The sequence below is a fragment of the Terriglobus sp. RCC_193 genome, assembly GCF_041355105.1.
Lineage (GTDB): Bacteria > Acidobacteriota > Terriglobia > Terriglobales > Acidobacteriaceae > Terriglobus.
This window is the reverse complement of sequence record NZ_JBFUPK010000002.1, coordinates 1,479,503-1,495,098: the sequence shown is the minus strand read 5'-3', so window position 1 is coordinate 1,495,098 and position 15,596 is coordinate 1,479,503. Positions and strand designations below refer to the sequence as shown.

Below are 15,596 nucleotides of genomic sequence, written 5' to 3'. Positions count from 1 at the left end.
CTCTAGTGTAAGCCCCCGGCAAACTCCGATCAAGCCGGTCGCTGTTCCATCTTTATTACTAGATGCTTCAGGGCGCCGCAAGTTGCGGTCCTGTATGGAGGAAAATCCAAAAAGAGGGGGCCGCAGCACAAAGCTACGGCCCCAGGCAGTTACACCGCGTTTTGGCGTTAGAACGAGATTCTGCCGCCAAGCTGAATAATGCGTGAGTAGTTGATCTGCGAGGTCACATTACCCAGCGTCTGGGTCGATCCCGAGGTTACCGTGGGTGTTCCTGTAGCGCCTGTGTTGGTCAGCACCAGGGTAGTAGCGGGATTGCCAAACTGCGGTGTGTTGAAGGCGTTCAAGGCTTCTGCGCGGAACTGAACGTTCACCTTTTCCGTCACCTTGAACATCTTGTTGATGGAGATATCCGAATTATTGCTGCCCGGACCCTGGCAAGGCAGCATACGTGGAGCATTGCCATAGGTATAAGGAGCGGCTGCCGAGAACGCACTCACGTTCAGGTAAGCCGGACCGGTACCCACGGAACTGACACCCAGGCGGCCCTGCGGGCTGCCGGACTTGCAGGCCAAGTGAGCATCGCCCACCAGGTTCGGACGCTGGTAGCTGCCGCCCACACCCGTAGTGCCGTAGGCCGTGTTCTGATTCGTCTGCTGCACCGAGAGAGGCACGCCATTCTGCGCGGTCCATTCATCATTGATCTGCCAACCGCCCACCAGGGCATCCAGATACCAGGGAGCCCCACCCAGAAACCGCTGCCCCTTGCCGAAAGGCAGGTTGTAGCTAACCGCCGCCGTAAAGCGGTTTGGCACATTGTTCAGAGCGCGGGAATACTCAGCCCTGGGGTTGTAGATATCCTGCGGACCGTACGTGGAGTACACCTGCGAACCAGCACTCCACAGATTGTCCCAGTTGGACGACCACGTGTACGTGCTCAGGACAGTCAGCCCCTTGCTCATACGCTTCTGCACTTTGATCGCCATGGCGTTGTAACGGGAGTAGCCGTTGCTCACGCTCATGGTGACATTCTGGAACTGGGGGTAGGGCAGCAACGACTGGCCCAGGCTGATGGTCTTGTTTGCAACCTGTCCGGTCGTAGCATAACCACCAAGGCTGGTTGCGTAATAGGGGTTCGTAACGTTCGTTGCTGTCGAGTTCAGTGACACGCCGGCCTGACGATAGTACGTAAGTACGCTGGTGGGAATCTGATTGATATTTTGGGTGTTTGCAACATTCATGGCATGCGCACCCGAGTACGTAAGTTTTACGTTCACGCCCCAGGGAAGATCACGCTGAATGTCAAAGGAATACTGCTGCACCAGCGGATACTTTCGATTCATGTCGATGACAGTAGAGAGAGCGCTACCAGCACCGGTGTAATACCCCAGGCTGTTTCCTGATGGAGCGATGAACCCATTGGGATACATGAGAGACATTGGGTTTGAAAGCGCCGAATTCGCTCCGACTGCAACCGTGCCGTTCGGAGTGTTAGGAGCATAGGACGTTGCCTGTGAGTATCCCTGTGCGAAGAAAGTGAGCGCTACAGGAGCATAGAAAACACCAAAGCCGGCGTGCACCACCGTCTTCGGATCATACTGATAGGCCACGCCGATACGCGGAGACCACTTCAGCTTCTGCTGCTGGCAGCAGTTAACAGAAGCACCATTCTGACCTGCAAAAACCAAGCCTCCGCGAGCAGTAACTGTTCCATTTGCACCCGGATACTGATAGGTAAGGTTCCTGTCAAAACCAACCGCGAAACGGTTATTTTGCTCGCGCTGTCCCTGCTCATACTCCAGCCTGACGCCAAGGTTCATCGTCAGCTTCTGATTCAGACGGAAATCATCCTGCGCATAAAGCGCGTGATATCCCGCTAACTGATTGAACGACCCACTGTTCAGCGTATAGCCGCCAGCCGAAGGAAGGCCCATCAGAATATCCGCGAACGAGATGACGGATGTGGCACTGGTTGAGCCAGGATATTGATCGCTGTACTGGCCGTTGAAGGTAAAAGACGGAGTGCTGTTCGGGTTACTCTTGAAGGCCATGTAGCGATAGACATAGCCGACCTTCAGGTTGTGGCGGCTAATCGTCTTCGACAGGCCAATTACCAGGTTCTTGGATGACTGCTCCTGCACCGTACCATTCGATCCGCCAATGCTGCGACCGTTCGTTACGTTGTTGATGGTGACCGTTGGGAAAGTAACTGACTGAAGCTGGCTGGTAAAGTTCGACGGTAAATTCAAACCACCGGAACCAACGTTATAGCCATTGGAATACTGGAACGATGCGCTGTAATAGCGATTGAAACCGTAGCCAACCGTAAGCAAAGTCGTTGGATTCAAAGTAAAGACGTTGTTCAATGCTGTCGCATCGTTATAACGAAGCAGTTTCGTAGCATTCTCCGCCACAGCTCCACCAAGCAGGAAGCCGCTGGGTTCCTGGGTCGCCAGATGCACGTAAGAAACAGAACTGGTCCACCATGGGAAAAATGTGTGCGTCAACTTACCGCTATACATATCTGAACGCGTCTTGAATGTATTCAGCTGGTTATAGTTGTAACCTCCACCTGATGTGTTGGGGAGGGGGAACGCATTGAGGATCGCCTTTCCAGTAGGGCTTATATAGGAGGCAGGAATAATATTTCCTGCGATCGTAGCCGTACGGATAACATTTCCCTTCGTATCCGTAGAATAAGTCGAGCTGGGAGCAGTCGGATCATAAAGCTTCACCCCTTGCCAACTTGAGCCGTTAATACCGCCTGCCTGAAGACTGGCAGAAAAATCACCGTTACGCTCTGCCGCTGTGGGTACACGCGTCACCGCAGACGAACTCGGATAGAACTGCGCCTGGCGATAACCTTCTTCGGTCACATAGAAGAACGTGTTATCCAGCCACTTCAACTTCTTAGAAATAATCGGAAACAGCGGACCACCAATCGCTCCTGCATACAGGTACGTGGTGGTATCGGGGGTTGCGGATTTGTTCGGGTTATACCAGACATTCGATGCCCACGGCGTCTGGCGTGTCTCGCCATACAGCGCTCCGTGATACTGCGTGGAGCCCGACTGCAGCGACGTATTGAACACAGCACCACCGGTACGGCCCACTTCCGCGTCATACGCGTTCGCCTGCACCTTCGCATCGGACACGGCTTCTGGTGAAGGGATAAATGTCACACCACCGTCGGAGCGCGAAATCGGAATGCCATCCACGACATAATTGTTCGCACCAATCGGCGCACCTGCAACAGAAACCTGCGACAGCCCTGTCTGATCTTCCGCACGCACATAGCGCGGATCGCCGGTCATGGTCACGTTGGAATCGAGTTTTTCAAAGATGAAAGGATTACGTCCCAGGTTAGGCAGGTCTTGTATCTGCTGCTTATCGAAGAGCTGACCACCGGAAGCGCTTGCTGTATCCAGCAGCGGCTCCGATGCTGTTACCTCCACCGTATCGCTTGCTGCTCCCACATCCAGAACCGCATCCACGGTTGCCGTCGCTGCCAGGGCAATCGTTGCGTTTGTCATGGTAAACGTCTTGAATCCTGCACCCGTTACGCTGATGGTGTAATCACCCGGATCGAGAGCGCCGAACTGATAAATACCCGCGCTATTGGAGGTCGCCTTACGTACCAGCTTGGTCGCTTTGTTCGTCAGCGTGATGCTGGCATCTTTCACCTTTGCACCACTGGTATCGCGGACTTCACCACGCAACGCGCCAGTGTTCATCTGCGCAAAAGCGGAACTGGTTACGGCAAACACTACGGGAGCAAGCGCGAGCGATCGGGAGAAACGAGAATATTGGGACAACGTGGGACCTCCTGCATAAGTGCGGCAAATGGGTACAGCTGTGCGTTGCCCGCAGCGCTCGGTATCTCCGGGACAGATAGAGTTATGCACTCCCATGCAAAGACACATGGGGGTGCAACATTGCGGCCACGTAGCGTTACGTTGCGACGTGTGACAAAGGATGAAATCGATACTTCGTGCTGCTGGTACGGCTCGTCACCCCGAAAGCGTTTGCGTTCGGCGTGCCTGCGATGCAATATCCGGCCGGAAGGGTTTTGATCCCGGGTTTGCGGTTGTTGTTGCAGGTACTCGGTGCTACTTCAGGTGAAGCAAAGCGGGCGGTACATCGTGCAAAGGTGCTGCGGGACTGCGAAGGTTCCACCCTTATCAGGGTGCGTCTTCAAGTAGTTCAGCTAGCTATGCCTCAAGCTCGCACTTAGAACAAGTGCGAAGAAGAAGCACGTTGGATGTGATTGGTTGAACTGATATTACGGAGAGGTCAATAACGTGTCAACGAAGAAATGATGGTTGCGAAGGAAAACTAACTATTTTTCTTCCCATCAACAGTGGACATGCACCATACCCGCGACACACGGCACTGCAAAACACAAAGAGCGCATTGCTTTCGCAGAAGTCGCAAAGGGTTTTCTCTTTGCGTGCATCGCGGAAACTTTGCGCTCTTTGCGTACTGCGATTCTTCGTATATCACCAGCCGAAGAATGGCCTGCGAAATACGATTAGTTTTCTTACTTACCCTTTACGGCAATCACTTCAATCTCCAACAGGTATCCCGGTGCAACAAGGTTCGCTACCTGGAAGGCAGAACGGGCAGGCTTGTTGGGCTGCTCCTTGGTGCCAAAGAACTGCGTAAAACTGGCCTGCAGGCCTGGAAAATCAATCTTGCCCAGCTTGGGATCGGCAGCCAGGAACACCGTGGCCTTCACCACGTCTTTCATATCCAGCCCCTGTTCCTGCAGGATCTTCTGAATCTTCGTCAGGATGTCGAAGGTCTGCTGCTTGGTGTCGCCAAAGACCGCAGGCGTACCCTTTGCAGCATCGGCCGGTGTGAGCGGCGTGGCAAGCTGTCCGCTGACATACAGCGTATCGCCAGCCCAAACAGCAGTCGCAATGGGCGATTTCTCCGTCTGGATGTGCTTCACTGTTACCTGTGCGTGGCTGGAAACAACAGCGGCAGCAGCCAGTACACCGGCCAGAATCGTGCTCTTCAACTTCATGGAAATGCTCCTTCTGTGATCGTTGCAAAAGACAAAGGGGAAGGCTTATCGCCTTCCCCCTGGATGTTTCGATTTACGCTTCCACAGGGCCGAAATCACCGGCCATCCGTGCAGACTTCACGCGTTCGCTTACCATCTCTGCGGCGCGGCGGCCAGACTGCGATGCGCCCTCCTGCCAGCCCACGATATGCGTCGTGTGATCGCCTGCAAAGAAGATGGGGCCATCCGGCTGAATCAGCGTGTTGTAACCCGCATCACCGCCGCCGTAGCTGCGAATCCACGAGCCTTCGTTGTACGGAATGTGACGCCACATGCAGATCACCGGCTTCGTCAGCTCCTGCGAGTGTCCCGGATGAATCTTGTCGAGCTGCTTCTTCGCTGTGGCAAACTTCTCCTCCAGCGTCAGCTTCTCCCATCCCCAGTTCAACTCGTCCTCGTAGCCCGTGCACAGAATACCCTTCTCCGCCATCAGGTTTGCTGACGGATACCAGATCACTGTCGTCGGTCCGGGGGCGCGGAAAGAAAGGCCACCGTAGATGTTGTAATCCGTCTCCCAGAAACGCTTCGACTCCCACGCCAGCTTGTAGCTGTTCGCATAGGTCGCCCCATTGATCGCATCCTGATAGGGCTTGGAGAGATCGTTCTTCATCTTCTTGATGATGGGCAGCGGCATGGCGTTCACCATGTAGTCGGCCTTAATCACCTGCTCCTTGCCGTTCTGCATGTACGTCACTTCCACGCCCTTGTTCGCGCCCGTGCGCTTGAACGAGGTCACTGGAGCGTTGTAAATAATCGTCTTCGTCTTATCCAGCTCACGCGCAAAAGCATACGGAATGCGATCCATACCGCCCACCGGCTGCATCATCGTTGCCTGCCAGTCCCATGCTTCTTCGTACAAAATGCCGGACCAGAAGTTCGCATCCAGCAGCGTGTGCATATCCAGCGGATCTTCAATCTGCATGGTCTGCGTTCCAGCGCCGGGATACTGTTTAATGCCGGCGCGGTCCGAACCGTGATACTTGCCGTCAAAGCCCAGCGGACCGTAGGTGCGCAGGAAGCTCAGCATCCGGTCCTTATCTTCCTTGCTCAGATCGGTGTCCAGCGAGCCACCCTTGATGGACTTCGCCAGCAACTCGCTCACGTGGCCGCGCGCATCATTCAGGGCCTTGCGCTGCAGTACAGGCTTACCGCCATACGCGGCATCGTTCTGCAAAATCGTCGAGCGCGACGTGTTGATTTCCACTTCGAGCGGCACCTTCAGCTCGCGGCAATAACCAAGGATCGTCGTGTGAACCGAAGGCAGGCGGCCGGGGCCAAGGTTCTGATAGTTCCCCGGCTCCCACGTACACTGCTGTTTCGTTCCATCAATAAATTCAACGGTGGTGCCGTTGCGAGCACTCCAGTTACGTCCGCCAGGGCGGCTGCGCGCTTCCAGCAACGTCACCTTGTAGCCCAGCTTGCGCAGTTCGTACGCGGTCACCAGTCCGGCGACACCGCCACCCGCAACCACCACACTAACGCCCTTGCCCACACCGGCCTGAGCTTCGATGGGCTTCACCACCTGCGCCTTCAGAGGCATTATGCCTAGAGCCTGCATAGTGGCAAACGTTGCGGAATAGCCGCCGGCCTGGCCGACGCGCATAAGAAAGTTACGACGGGTCATCGACATCGAAGAGATGGCTCCTTCTTCAGCTGTGCCGGAAAATCCGGCTGTGACAAACAGCGACAGGAAATCAAAACGCGGATGTGCGCTACGAGCACGCGAACCACACGGACTCCTGAATAAATTGTGAAAGGATTGCAACTTCAGTATGCCAGACAATTTCCGCAGGCGATATGGAAAACCTGCGGAATGCGCAAATCGGCGAACCACCCGCGACGGGGCAAGGCGGTTAGGATGCCAAACTAACCCAGTGGCGTGCTCACCTGCACCGGCGGCTTCGCCTCGCGATACACCCACCGGCTCAGCAGATACTTCTGCGCCGGATGCTCCACCAGCTTGAACGCCGTATACGCAAAACAAAGAATGAACGCATAGCTGATCCACGGATCATACTTCGCCACACCCAGCCGCTCCGGCAGATGGTGGTCATGGATGAAGAGAAATGTATTGAAGTGCAGCAGATACAGGCATAGGCTTGCGCGCCCAAACGCTGCGATCGGTCCCCATCCCAGAATCCGCGAAACCCAGTGATTGCCGGTCAGACCCCAAACCAGCAAGGCAAATATCGGCGTCAGCATACCGCCATGCAGCATCACGTAAGGCAAGCGTGGCACCAATAGATAGAACGCTGCAAGAGCAGCGCCACCCGACAGCAGCGTTAGCCCCAGCTTCACGCGATCACTCAGATACACCATCGCATGCAGCCGGCCCAGCGTAATGCCAGCCAGGAAGATCGGCACAAACGGCAGCGGCGTGTACTTCAGCGCGCGCAACCAATACCCCGAAGAGTAGCGGTCAATGTTGTACAAGCCATCGGGGTTCAGCACTGTGTAGATTGCTGGTAGCAGCAGCTCCCACAGCCAGAACACACCGAACAGTGCCAGCAGTTTCCCCGGCGTGCGCGGCCAGAACTTCATGCGAATGATATGCGGGAACGCCAGGTACAACATGGCTTCTGTGGACAGCGTCCACGCCACGGTATTCCAGAACGTAGCCAGCGTCGGGCTCCAGCCCTGCAGCAGAAACGGAGTCAGAACCACACCGCGCACAAACTCGCTCAACGGCCGTATCTTCCACTCCGCATGCAGCATCTCCAGCGAGATCAGCAGCGACAGCAGATACACCGGATACAACCGCGAAAGCCGCGCCGCATAAAATTTGCCCGGTCGCAGCGTGTCCGCACGATGCGCATAGTTGTACGCCAGCACAAATCCGCTGATCAGCAGGAAGAAGCTGATGTACGTAAACCCTGCATTGATCAATGGCTTCACAAACTCCGGCAGTGGAGGCGTGAAGTGAAAGAACATGATCCCAATGGCAAGAAACGTCCGGATGCCGGTCAATCCCGGCAATGGCGGTTTCTTCTGCGGAGCGGCCGCGGTCACTTCCGCCATTACGACGTCACAAGTGTTCCGAGTTTTTCGCCCGCCACAACACGCACAATGTTCCCCTCTTCACGCATGGAGAAGATCACCATCGGCATATTGTTGTCATTGCACAGCGACACCGCCGACGTATCCATCACACGCAGGCCCATCTTGATGATGTCCATGTATGTGATCGTCTTGAACATCGTGGCCTCGGGATCCTTCTTCGGATCAGCGGTAAAGATGCCTTCTACCGAAGTTGCCTTCAGCAGCACATCCGCACGAATTTCCATGGCACGCAGCGCAGCCGCAGTATCGGTGGAGAAATACGGGTTGCCCGTACCCGCGCCAAAGATCACGACGCGACCCTTTTCCAGGTGACGGATTGCACGACGACGAATGTAAGGCTCAGCCACTTCATGCATCTCAATCGCGCTCATCACGCGGCACTGAATGCCCAGCTTCTCAATCGCGTCCTGCATGGCAATCGCGTTGATCACGGTGGACAACATGCCCATGTGGTCAGCCGCAACGCGGTCCATGTGAATGGCCTGTTCCGCCACGCCGCGGAAGAAATTGCCACCGCCAACCACCACGGCCACCTGAGCGCCGCTGCTGGCAAGCTGCACAATCTCTGAAGCCACACGGCTTACAAAGATGGCATCAATACCGAAACCCCGGCCCGCAGCCAGAGCTTCACCTGAAATCTTGAGAAGAACGCGTTTATACATCACCGCGTTTCAGTATCGCACGGTCATTACGATTCATCGAAGAGTCCAGAAGGCCGAATACCTGCCAACCTCCCGATAACGTGGCACAGAAAACAGGCCCCAGAAGCGAGCGTCAGATATCACCCTCATCCCTTCTTCAAAAACGCGTCCTTCAGTCGCTTGCAGCCACCATTCTCAAACTGCACCATTACCGTGTCGCCCACCACATCCCGTACGCGACCACGGCCAAATCGTTTGTGCTGAACCACCACCCCTTCCTGAAATTTCACAGGACCGGCCTGCGGCAACGTCTCCGGAGCTGTCGTCAGAATCGGCCCGTTCAGCGTCTCAATCCGGGTTACGCCCTCATCTTCGCCAGCACCATGCCGAGCCACCTCCGGCTCATGCATCTCCCACGCACGATTCACGCAGTTATCGCAGTTACCGCACAGGTTGCCTTCGTCCTCGTTGAAGTAGCGGCGTATCACCTGCATGCGACAGCCCACCGTCTCCGCATAAAGCATCATCTCGTCCAGCCGTGATCGATCCGCCGAGGCTCGTTCCACATACTCATGCAACAGCGTCTCCACATGCGCATCCGTAATGGGCTCGGCATGACGCAGCACATACCCACCACGCAGCCGTCGCACCACCTTCATCTCGCGCAACAGGTACAGAATCACTTCCGCCCGCCGCTTCCCAATTCCTGCACGCTCCGGCAACGCCGCAGCACTCACCACATCCGTTGCAGAAAGCGCCTCCAGCACAGCCCGCAGCTCTTCTGTCCGCGGATAACGCCCCGCGGCAAAGAAACTTTGAATCCGCCGGTCCTCCAGCCGATACAGCAACACTGCCCGTGCCGCATCGCCATCACGCCCCGCACGTCCGGCCTCCTGGTAATAGCTCTCCAGCGAATCTGGAAACTCGTAATGAAAGACGAAGCGGATATTCGGCTTATCAATCCCCAGGCCAAACGCCTTCGTCGCCACCATCACGCGGCACGTGTCGTTCATGAACTCTGCCTGCGCACGTTCGCGCTCCCGAGCTGTCATCTTGCCGTGATATTTTCCGCTGGCAATTCCCGATTCTTTGAACCGCTCATACAGTTCGTTAGCCGAACGAACCGATGCCGTGTACACGATGCCTGTGTCGTCCGTGTTGGACAACATCTGCATCAACCGCGTCAGCTTCGCATCGTTATTCACCGTGGGATGCACTGCCAGAAACAGATTCGTGCGTTCACTTCCCGCGTTGATCACCTGCGCATCCTTCGCATTCAATTGCTCCAGGATTTCGTGGATTACATCTTCGGTAGCAGTTGCCGTCAACGCCAGCACCGGCGGGTTCCCCAGCGCCTCGCGTGCATACCGCAAACCCAGATATGCCGGACGAAAATCATGTCCCCACTGCGCAATGGTGTGCGCCTCATCCACCACAAACAGCGACACACCTGCATGCTTCAACTCAGCAAGAAACTCGCGATTCTCCAGCCGCTCCGGAGTGACATACAGCAGCTTCGGAATTCCTGCCTGAAGCGCTGCTTCCGCTTCTTCCTTCTGTGTTTTTGTCAGTGTGGAATCGATCTTGCGAACGTCGATGTCCGCACCCTCGGCCTTCAACTGCTGATCCTGCATCAGCGCAATCAGCGGCGACACCACCACCACCGTATGCGGCAGGAACAACGCGGGTAATTGATACGTGAGCGACTTCCCTGCACCTGTCGGCATAATCGCCAACACACTTCGCCCATGCATCACCGCTTCCAGCGTCTCTCGCTGTGCACTGCGAAACTTCGCAATACCAAAGCGAGCCTTCGCCTCCCGCTTCAACGCATCCCAAGGCACGGCTTCTTCAACACGTTTCTTCATAACCAGCTGAAGTTGAGATGCAATTTGCTAATCAGCGATAAATGGTTCCAGCCGAGACAAGGATTGCGGCTAGTGCAGAAAATGGCTGCAATCATCTCGGCCCTCCGATATCGCCACGCAGAATAGCACCTCTGATTCTGGTTCCCTTTCTCGTACCAGACCAAAAAGAAAGAGCCCAGGCTGTCGCCCGGGCTCGTTGACTTACTGACTTAGAGTCGAAGGCTTATGCCTGCTGCTCCTCAACAACAACCTGCTTCGCCTGAGCGAAGGTGGCATTCGGCTCGCCGATCTTAAAGCGGGCGAAACGACGCACCGTGATGTTTTCGCCCATCTTGCCAACCTGCGTGGCAATGATCTGGGCAACCGTCTGCGACTGCTCCTTGATGAACGGCTGATCCAGCAGGCAGACTTCCTCGTAGAACTTGCCCATCTTGCCTTCGAGCATCTTCTCGATGATGTTTGCCGGCTTGCCGCTGGCAGCAGCCTGGGCGCGGTAGATTTCCTTCTCGCGCTCGATGTCGGCCTCGGTCACTTCGTCGCGACCGATAAAGCGCGGATCAACCGCAGCAATGTGCATTGCGATATCGCGCAGCAGGTCCTGGAAGCCATCGGTGCGGGCAACAAAGTCGCTCTCGCAGGCCAGTTCCACCATCACGCCGATCTTGCCGCCTGCGTGAATGTAAGTGCCCACAGCACCTTCGTTCGCAGCGCGCGAAGCCTTCTTCGCAGCCGAAGCCATGCCGCGCTTACGCAGCACAACAAACGCGTTTTCCATATCGCCGTTGGACTCCTGAAGTGCCTTCAGGCAGTCGCCCATCGGAGCGCCACTCTTCTCGCGGAGTTCCTTCACCAGCTTTGCATCAATCTTCACGGTCTCGGTAGCCATCGTGTTTTCCTTTACTGTTTTGAAACAATCACTGCACACACAAAGAGCGTGGCGCCAACTGCGGCCGCCACGCTCTCCGTGAAAATCGTTCGGAGAAGCTTACGCGCCTGCTTCCGCTGCCACCGGCTCGTCGGCCTCAGTGTCAGAGGTCGGCTGCTTGCGGATGCCGCCGCCCAGAGCTGCGTTGAGATCAACCGTCTCTTCTTCGGCTTCCTCAGCAGGTGTCGTAGCAACAGGGTTGGACTCCTGCGACTCCTCGTCCTCAAGACCGACGAAGTGCTGCTCGGTCACAACCGGCGTCACATCCGCGTACTCGCTGGCAATCGACTTGTCACCGATCATCTGCACACCCTCGAAGGCCGAATCGGCAATCTTCGTGGTGAACAGGCGGATGGCGCGCAGAGCGTCGTCGTTACCCGGGATCACGTAGTCCACAACCGTCGGATCGCAGTTCGTGTCCACAACAGCCACAACGGGGATGCCCAGCTTGCGAGCTTCCGCAACCGCAATGGCTTCGTTGTTGCTGTCGATCACGAAGATCGCATCCGGCAGGCGGCGCATATTCTTGATGCCGGCCAGGTTCGTGTGCAGAGCCTTGCGCTCACGCTCCAGGCGGATCACTTCCTTCTTCGTCATCAACTCAAAGCGGCCGTCCACAGCCATCTCGTCCAGCTCAGCAAGGCGCTTTACGCTCTTCTGGCAGGTCACCCAGTTGGTCAGCAGACCACCGAGCCAGCGGCTGTTGATGTACGGCATGCCTGCGCGGTTCGCTTCTTCAGCAACCGCATCCTGTGCCTGGCGCTTGGTGCCCACAAACAGGATCACCTTGCCGGTCGAGGTCAGGTCCGTCACGAACTTCGACGCTTCCTTAAACATCTTCAGCGTCTTCTGTAGGTCGATGATGTAAATGCCGTTGCGCTCGCCGAAGATATATTCCTTCATCTTCGGGTTCCAACGCTTGGTCTGGTGGCCGAAGTGTACGCCGGCTTCCAGCAGTTCCTTCATTGTGATCGATGCCATGTATGGCTCCTTGTATGCGGCATCCCAGCGGATCAGGCCGGGATTAATCCCGTACGTCTGGGAGATTGAACTCCTGAGGGTTGTACTGCAAGGCGGCGGATGATCATACAAACCATCCGCCGCAGGACTTGAGCCAGAACCCAGCGACTAGCGCTTGGAGAACTGGAAGCGCTTGCGGGCGCCCTTCTGACCGTACTTCTTACGCTCCTTGATGCGAGCGTCGCGGGTCAGCAGGCCGTCTGACTTCAGCGTCTTGCGAAGTTCAATGTTGAACTCCAGCAGGGCGCGGGCAATGCCCATCTTCACAGCGTCAGACTGCGCGGTCACGCCGCCGCCCTTTACTGTCGTGATCACGTCAAACTGGCCTTCCACCTGAGCCGTCTTCAGCGTGCGGACTGCAGCAGCGCGCTGCTGTTCTGTCACGAAGTAAACCTTCAGTTCCTTGCCATTGACGGTGAAGCCACCGTTGCCGGGGCGGAGAAATACACGTGCGATCGCCGACTTGCGGCGGCCCGTTCCGTAATACTGCACCAGATCTGCCATATCTCTTCTCTATCCTTCGCGAACGGGTTACGCCACTACCAGTGGCTGGGGCTGCTGAGCATCATGCGGGTGCTTGTCGCCCTTGTAGACCTTGAGCTTGGTCGCCATCTGGCGGCCCATCTTGCTCTTCGGCAGCATGCCCTTGATGGCCTGCTCCACAATCGCTTCCGGCTTGCGGGCCAGCAGCTTGGTGAACTCTTCTTCACGCAGGCCGCCCGGGAAACCCGTGTAACGGCGATACAGCTTCTGCTGCGCCTTCAGGCCCGTCAATACGATCTTCTCGGCATTGATCACAATGACGTGATCGCCGCAATCGATATACGGGGTGTACTGGGTGCTGTTCTTGCCGCTGAGAACGCGCGCGGCACCGCTGGCCAGACGACCCAGGGTCTTGCCACTGGCGTCCACCACGAACCACTTACGGTTCAAATCCTTCGAACTGGGTACAAACGTCGACATCGAGTCTTCCTTCCGACTTCCAAAATCCAAACTTCTAACTACAACTCAACCAATGTCTCGTGCACACGCAAAGAACCCCTCTCGGGGCTATTTCCGCTGAATGCGAGTGGGTGCTGTGCCGGAACTAAATCTTCGCCTGCCGCAGCCCGGATGTTTTCAGGCCACCTGCTCCGATGATCAAACGACTTTCTTCCGAGAGCCGACGTCCGCAGGATCCACCGCGTCACCGCCTCCGCATCCCCAAATGCCCAAAAGGGCACAGGCATGCAGACGCAAGTCTGCGCGAGTTCCTAGAATATCCGGTATCCGAACAGGAGTCAACAAAGATACTCCCCCAATTTGCGCTATCCCGGCGAAACCGGCAACGCCTTTTCCTGCTTATGTTTCCGCTGCGGCGTCACCCCGTCCTTGGCATCCAGCCGGTAGACAATCATGACGTTCCGGTCCGGATCATCCATCGCCGGGAATTCCGCCACGCGGGTCAGCAGGTAGAACTTGCTCAGAGCCTCCATCTTGTCATCCTCGATAGAGTTCCACGACACGAACCACCCCGGCTTGTACGCCGCAATGCGGTCTTCCAGGTCCATCGTGCCAAAGTCATCGCAGATGCTCGGCAACCCTGTCATCAACGACAGATCACTCCCCGAAATCGACAGTACCGTGTGACTATGCGTCGGATCGGACTCCACAATGCGCTCAATCCGGTCCGCCGCCGTCTGGTACGTGTACTCCGGATGTCGCACATAGCTCAACGTCAGATGCGCCTCGCGCCCCACCAGCAAGACCAGCAGCGAAGCAAATGCCAACGACGCCGACGGGTGCCACGCCGTCACATGCAGAGCCGCACGCGCCATCAGCAGTGTCAGCGGCACCGCCACCACCACGTAATACCGCGGCTGCATATTCGCGTGATATGCCAGGAAGAAGAGATACCCCGACACCCACAACAGCAACGACACAAATAGCGGGTCGCACCACGTCTTCTTGTGGAACCCAGCCAGCACCACCAGCGCAATCGCCAGCGGATACAGCAGCGACCCCATCCACACGCCGTTTTTCAGTGTGTTGCCGACCGTCTCCCAGAAGGGCAACCCTGCAATCGTTGTATTGTTTGCTGCAAACAAGTAGAGGAAATCATTCCAATAGCCGTGAGACACCAGCCACAGAACGTAACCGCCCCACAACACAACAACCGTGCCGCCCGTCACCGCGGCCATGCGCAATATCCGCCGTCGCTGCCACATCGCTGCATCCGCCAGCATGTACGCGATTGACGGCAACAGAAACACCGCGGTCGTCTTCGTGCCGATCATCAGCGACACCAGCACACCCACCACAATTGCCAGCACCACACGCTGTCTTTCCGTGGGAGCGCTTCGAATCGCCTGCGCCGCCAGCAACGACAGCAGCATCAGCAACACCAGCAACGGCTCCAGGATCGCCATCCGCGTAAACACATATAGAAACGGGCTGGTCGCCATCAGCAACACGGCAGCAGCAGTAAAGATCCACCGCAGGTGTTTCGGCTCGCCCTCGCGCGCTTCATGCCGCAGCAACAGAAACGAACACACCAGCACCGCGGCAAACACAAACACTGTCAGCGCGCGGGCGGCCACAATTCCCACGCCAGCGAAGCGAAAGACCAACCCCTCCAGCAGCGGCCACACCGGCAGCGCCGCCGCAGGATTGAAGTCGCCCGGCAGCCGCCACGTTCCACGCAGATAATGCCGGATGGCCGCATCGCCATACCAGCCCTCATCGGTGTACTTGGCCCAGTCCACCCAGGGCGAACGATTCGGAAAATCCGCGTGCAGATGCACCAGGTGCAATCCCCAGAACCCGGCCGCCATAAGAAGAAGCAGTGCTGGCACAATCAGCACCTTCTTCCCGCCATACCGTCCCTCTGCCAGTTGCATCCGTTCTCTCTTCCGCGCGCCCACTCACCACGCCGTTACAAACACGGCAAATATCCGGACAATGTATCTATCTCCTCATTTTAGAGCCATCACTCCACATCCAACAGACAGTAGCACCGAGCTCACCAGACCACGGCA

General features: G+C 56.6%; 11 protein-coding genes. All 11 read right to left on the bottom strand.

Going from position 1 to position 15,596, the window contains the following annotated elements; all coding sequences use genetic code 11:
• Positions 1-167: 167 nt before the first annotated feature.
• Entirely contained in the window at positions 168-3,812 is a 3,645-nt protein-coding gene (locus AB6729_RS15010) for a carboxypeptidase regulatory-like domain-containing protein (protein WP_371082440.1), read from the bottom strand.
• Between the two features lie 725 nt (positions 3,813-4,537).
• Positions 4,538-5,026 (bottom strand): RidA family protein, encoded by a 489-nt coding sequence (locus AB6729_RS15005; protein ID WP_371082439.1) that lies wholly within the window; start codon positions 5,024-5,026, stop codon positions 4,538-4,540.
• A gap of 73 nt (positions 5,027-5,099) precedes the next feature.
• Positions 5,100-6,695 carry a flavin monoamine oxidase family protein gene (locus tag AB6729_RS15000; RefSeq protein WP_371082438.1) on the bottom strand — a complete coding sequence of 532 codons (1,596 nt, stop codon included), beginning with the start codon at positions 6,693-6,695 and terminating at the stop codon, positions 5,100-5,102.
• 236 nt (positions 6,696-6,931) lie between these two features.
• Entirely contained in the window at positions 6,932-8,083 is a 1,152-nt protein-coding gene (locus AB6729_RS14995; protein WP_371082437.1) for an acyltransferase family protein, read from the bottom strand.
• Positions 8,083-8,787 carry a UMP kinase gene (pyrH, locus tag AB6729_RS14990; protein WP_371082436.1) on the bottom strand — a complete coding sequence of 235 codons (705 nt, stop codon included), beginning with the start codon at positions 8,785-8,787 and terminating at the stop codon, positions 8,083-8,085. The genes AB6729_RS14995 and pyrH overlap by 1 nt, the downstream gene beginning before the upstream one ends.
• 125 nt (positions 8,788-8,912) lie before the next feature.
• Positions 8,913-10,634 carry an ATP-dependent DNA helicase RecQ gene (locus AB6729_RS14985; protein WP_371082435.1) on the bottom strand — a complete coding sequence of 574 codons (1,722 nt, stop codon included), beginning with the start codon at positions 10,632-10,634 and terminating at the stop codon, positions 8,913-8,915.
• A 223-nt stretch (positions 10,635-10,857) separates the two neighbouring features.
• A complete protein-coding gene (tsf, locus tag AB6729_RS14980) occupies positions 10,858-11,520 on the bottom strand; it encodes a translation elongation factor Ts (RefSeq protein ID WP_371082434.1) in 663 nt (220 codons plus the stop codon).
• 99 nt (positions 11,521-11,619) lie between these two features.
• Positions 11,620-12,540: a 30S ribosomal protein S2 gene (rpsB, locus tag AB6729_RS14975; RefSeq protein ID WP_371082433.1), complete on the bottom strand. Its 921-nt coding sequence runs from the start codon at positions 12,538-12,540 to the stop codon at positions 11,620-11,622.
• Positions 12,541-12,687: 147 nt separating this feature from the next.
• Positions 12,688-13,083, bottom strand: a complete 396-nt coding sequence (rpsI, locus tag AB6729_RS14970; RefSeq protein WP_371082432.1) for a 30S ribosomal protein S9 — start codon at positions 13,081-13,083, stop codon at positions 12,688-12,690.
• Positions 13,084-13,110: 27 nt separating this feature from the next.
• Positions 13,111-13,542, bottom strand: a complete 432-nt coding sequence (gene rplM / locus AB6729_RS14965) for a 50S ribosomal protein L13 (RefSeq protein ID WP_371082431.1) — start codon at positions 13,540-13,542, stop codon at positions 13,111-13,113.
• A 344-nt stretch (positions 13,543-13,886) separates the two neighbouring features.
• Complete coding sequence (locus AB6729_RS14960; protein WP_371082430.1) at positions 13,887-15,458, bottom strand: ArnT family glycosyltransferase; 1,572 nt, start codon at positions 15,456-15,458, stop codon at positions 13,887-13,889.
• Positions 15,459-15,596 lie beyond the last annotated feature (138 nt).

Excerpts from the sequence above, each read along its gene's own strand:
- rpsB (WP_371082433.1), bottom strand. The coding sequence starts at position 12,540 with ATGGCATCGATCACAATGAAGGAACTGCTGGAAGCCGGCGTACACTTC.
- AB6729_RS14960 (WP_371082430.1), bottom strand. The coding sequence starts at position 15,458 with ATGCAACTGGCAGAGGGACGGTATGGCGGGAAGAAGGTGCTGATTGTG.
- AB6729_RS14995 (WP_371082437.1), bottom strand. The coding sequence starts at position 8,083 with ATGGCGGAAGTGACCGCGGCCGCTCCGCAGAAGAAACCGCCATTGCCG.
- AB6729_RS15005 (WP_371082439.1), bottom strand. The coding sequence starts at position 5,026 with ATGAAGTTGAAGAGCACGATTCTGGCCGGTGTACTGGCTGCTGCCGCT.
- AB6729_RS15000 (WP_371082438.1), bottom strand. The coding sequence starts at position 6,695 with ATGTCGATGACCCGTCGTAACTTTCTTATGCGCGTCGGCCAGGCCGGC.
- pyrH (WP_371082436.1), bottom strand. The coding sequence starts at position 8,787 with ATGTATAAACGCGTTCTTCTCAAGATTTCAGGTGAAGCTCTGGCTGCG.
- tsf (WP_371082434.1), bottom strand. The coding sequence starts at position 11,520 with ATGGCTACCGAGACCGTGAAGATTGATGCAAAGCTGGTGAAGGAACTC.
- AB6729_RS14985 (WP_371082435.1), bottom strand. The coding sequence starts at position 10,634 with ATGAAGAAACGTGTTGAAGAAGCCGTGCCTTGGGATGCGTTGAAGCGG.
- rplM (WP_371082431.1), bottom strand. The coding sequence starts at position 13,542 with ATGTCGACGTTTGTACCCAGTTCGAAGGATTTGAACCGTAAGTGGTTC.
- rpsI (WP_371082432.1), bottom strand. The coding sequence starts at position 13,083 with ATGGCAGATCTGGTGCAGTATTACGGAACGGGCCGCCGCAAGTCGGCG.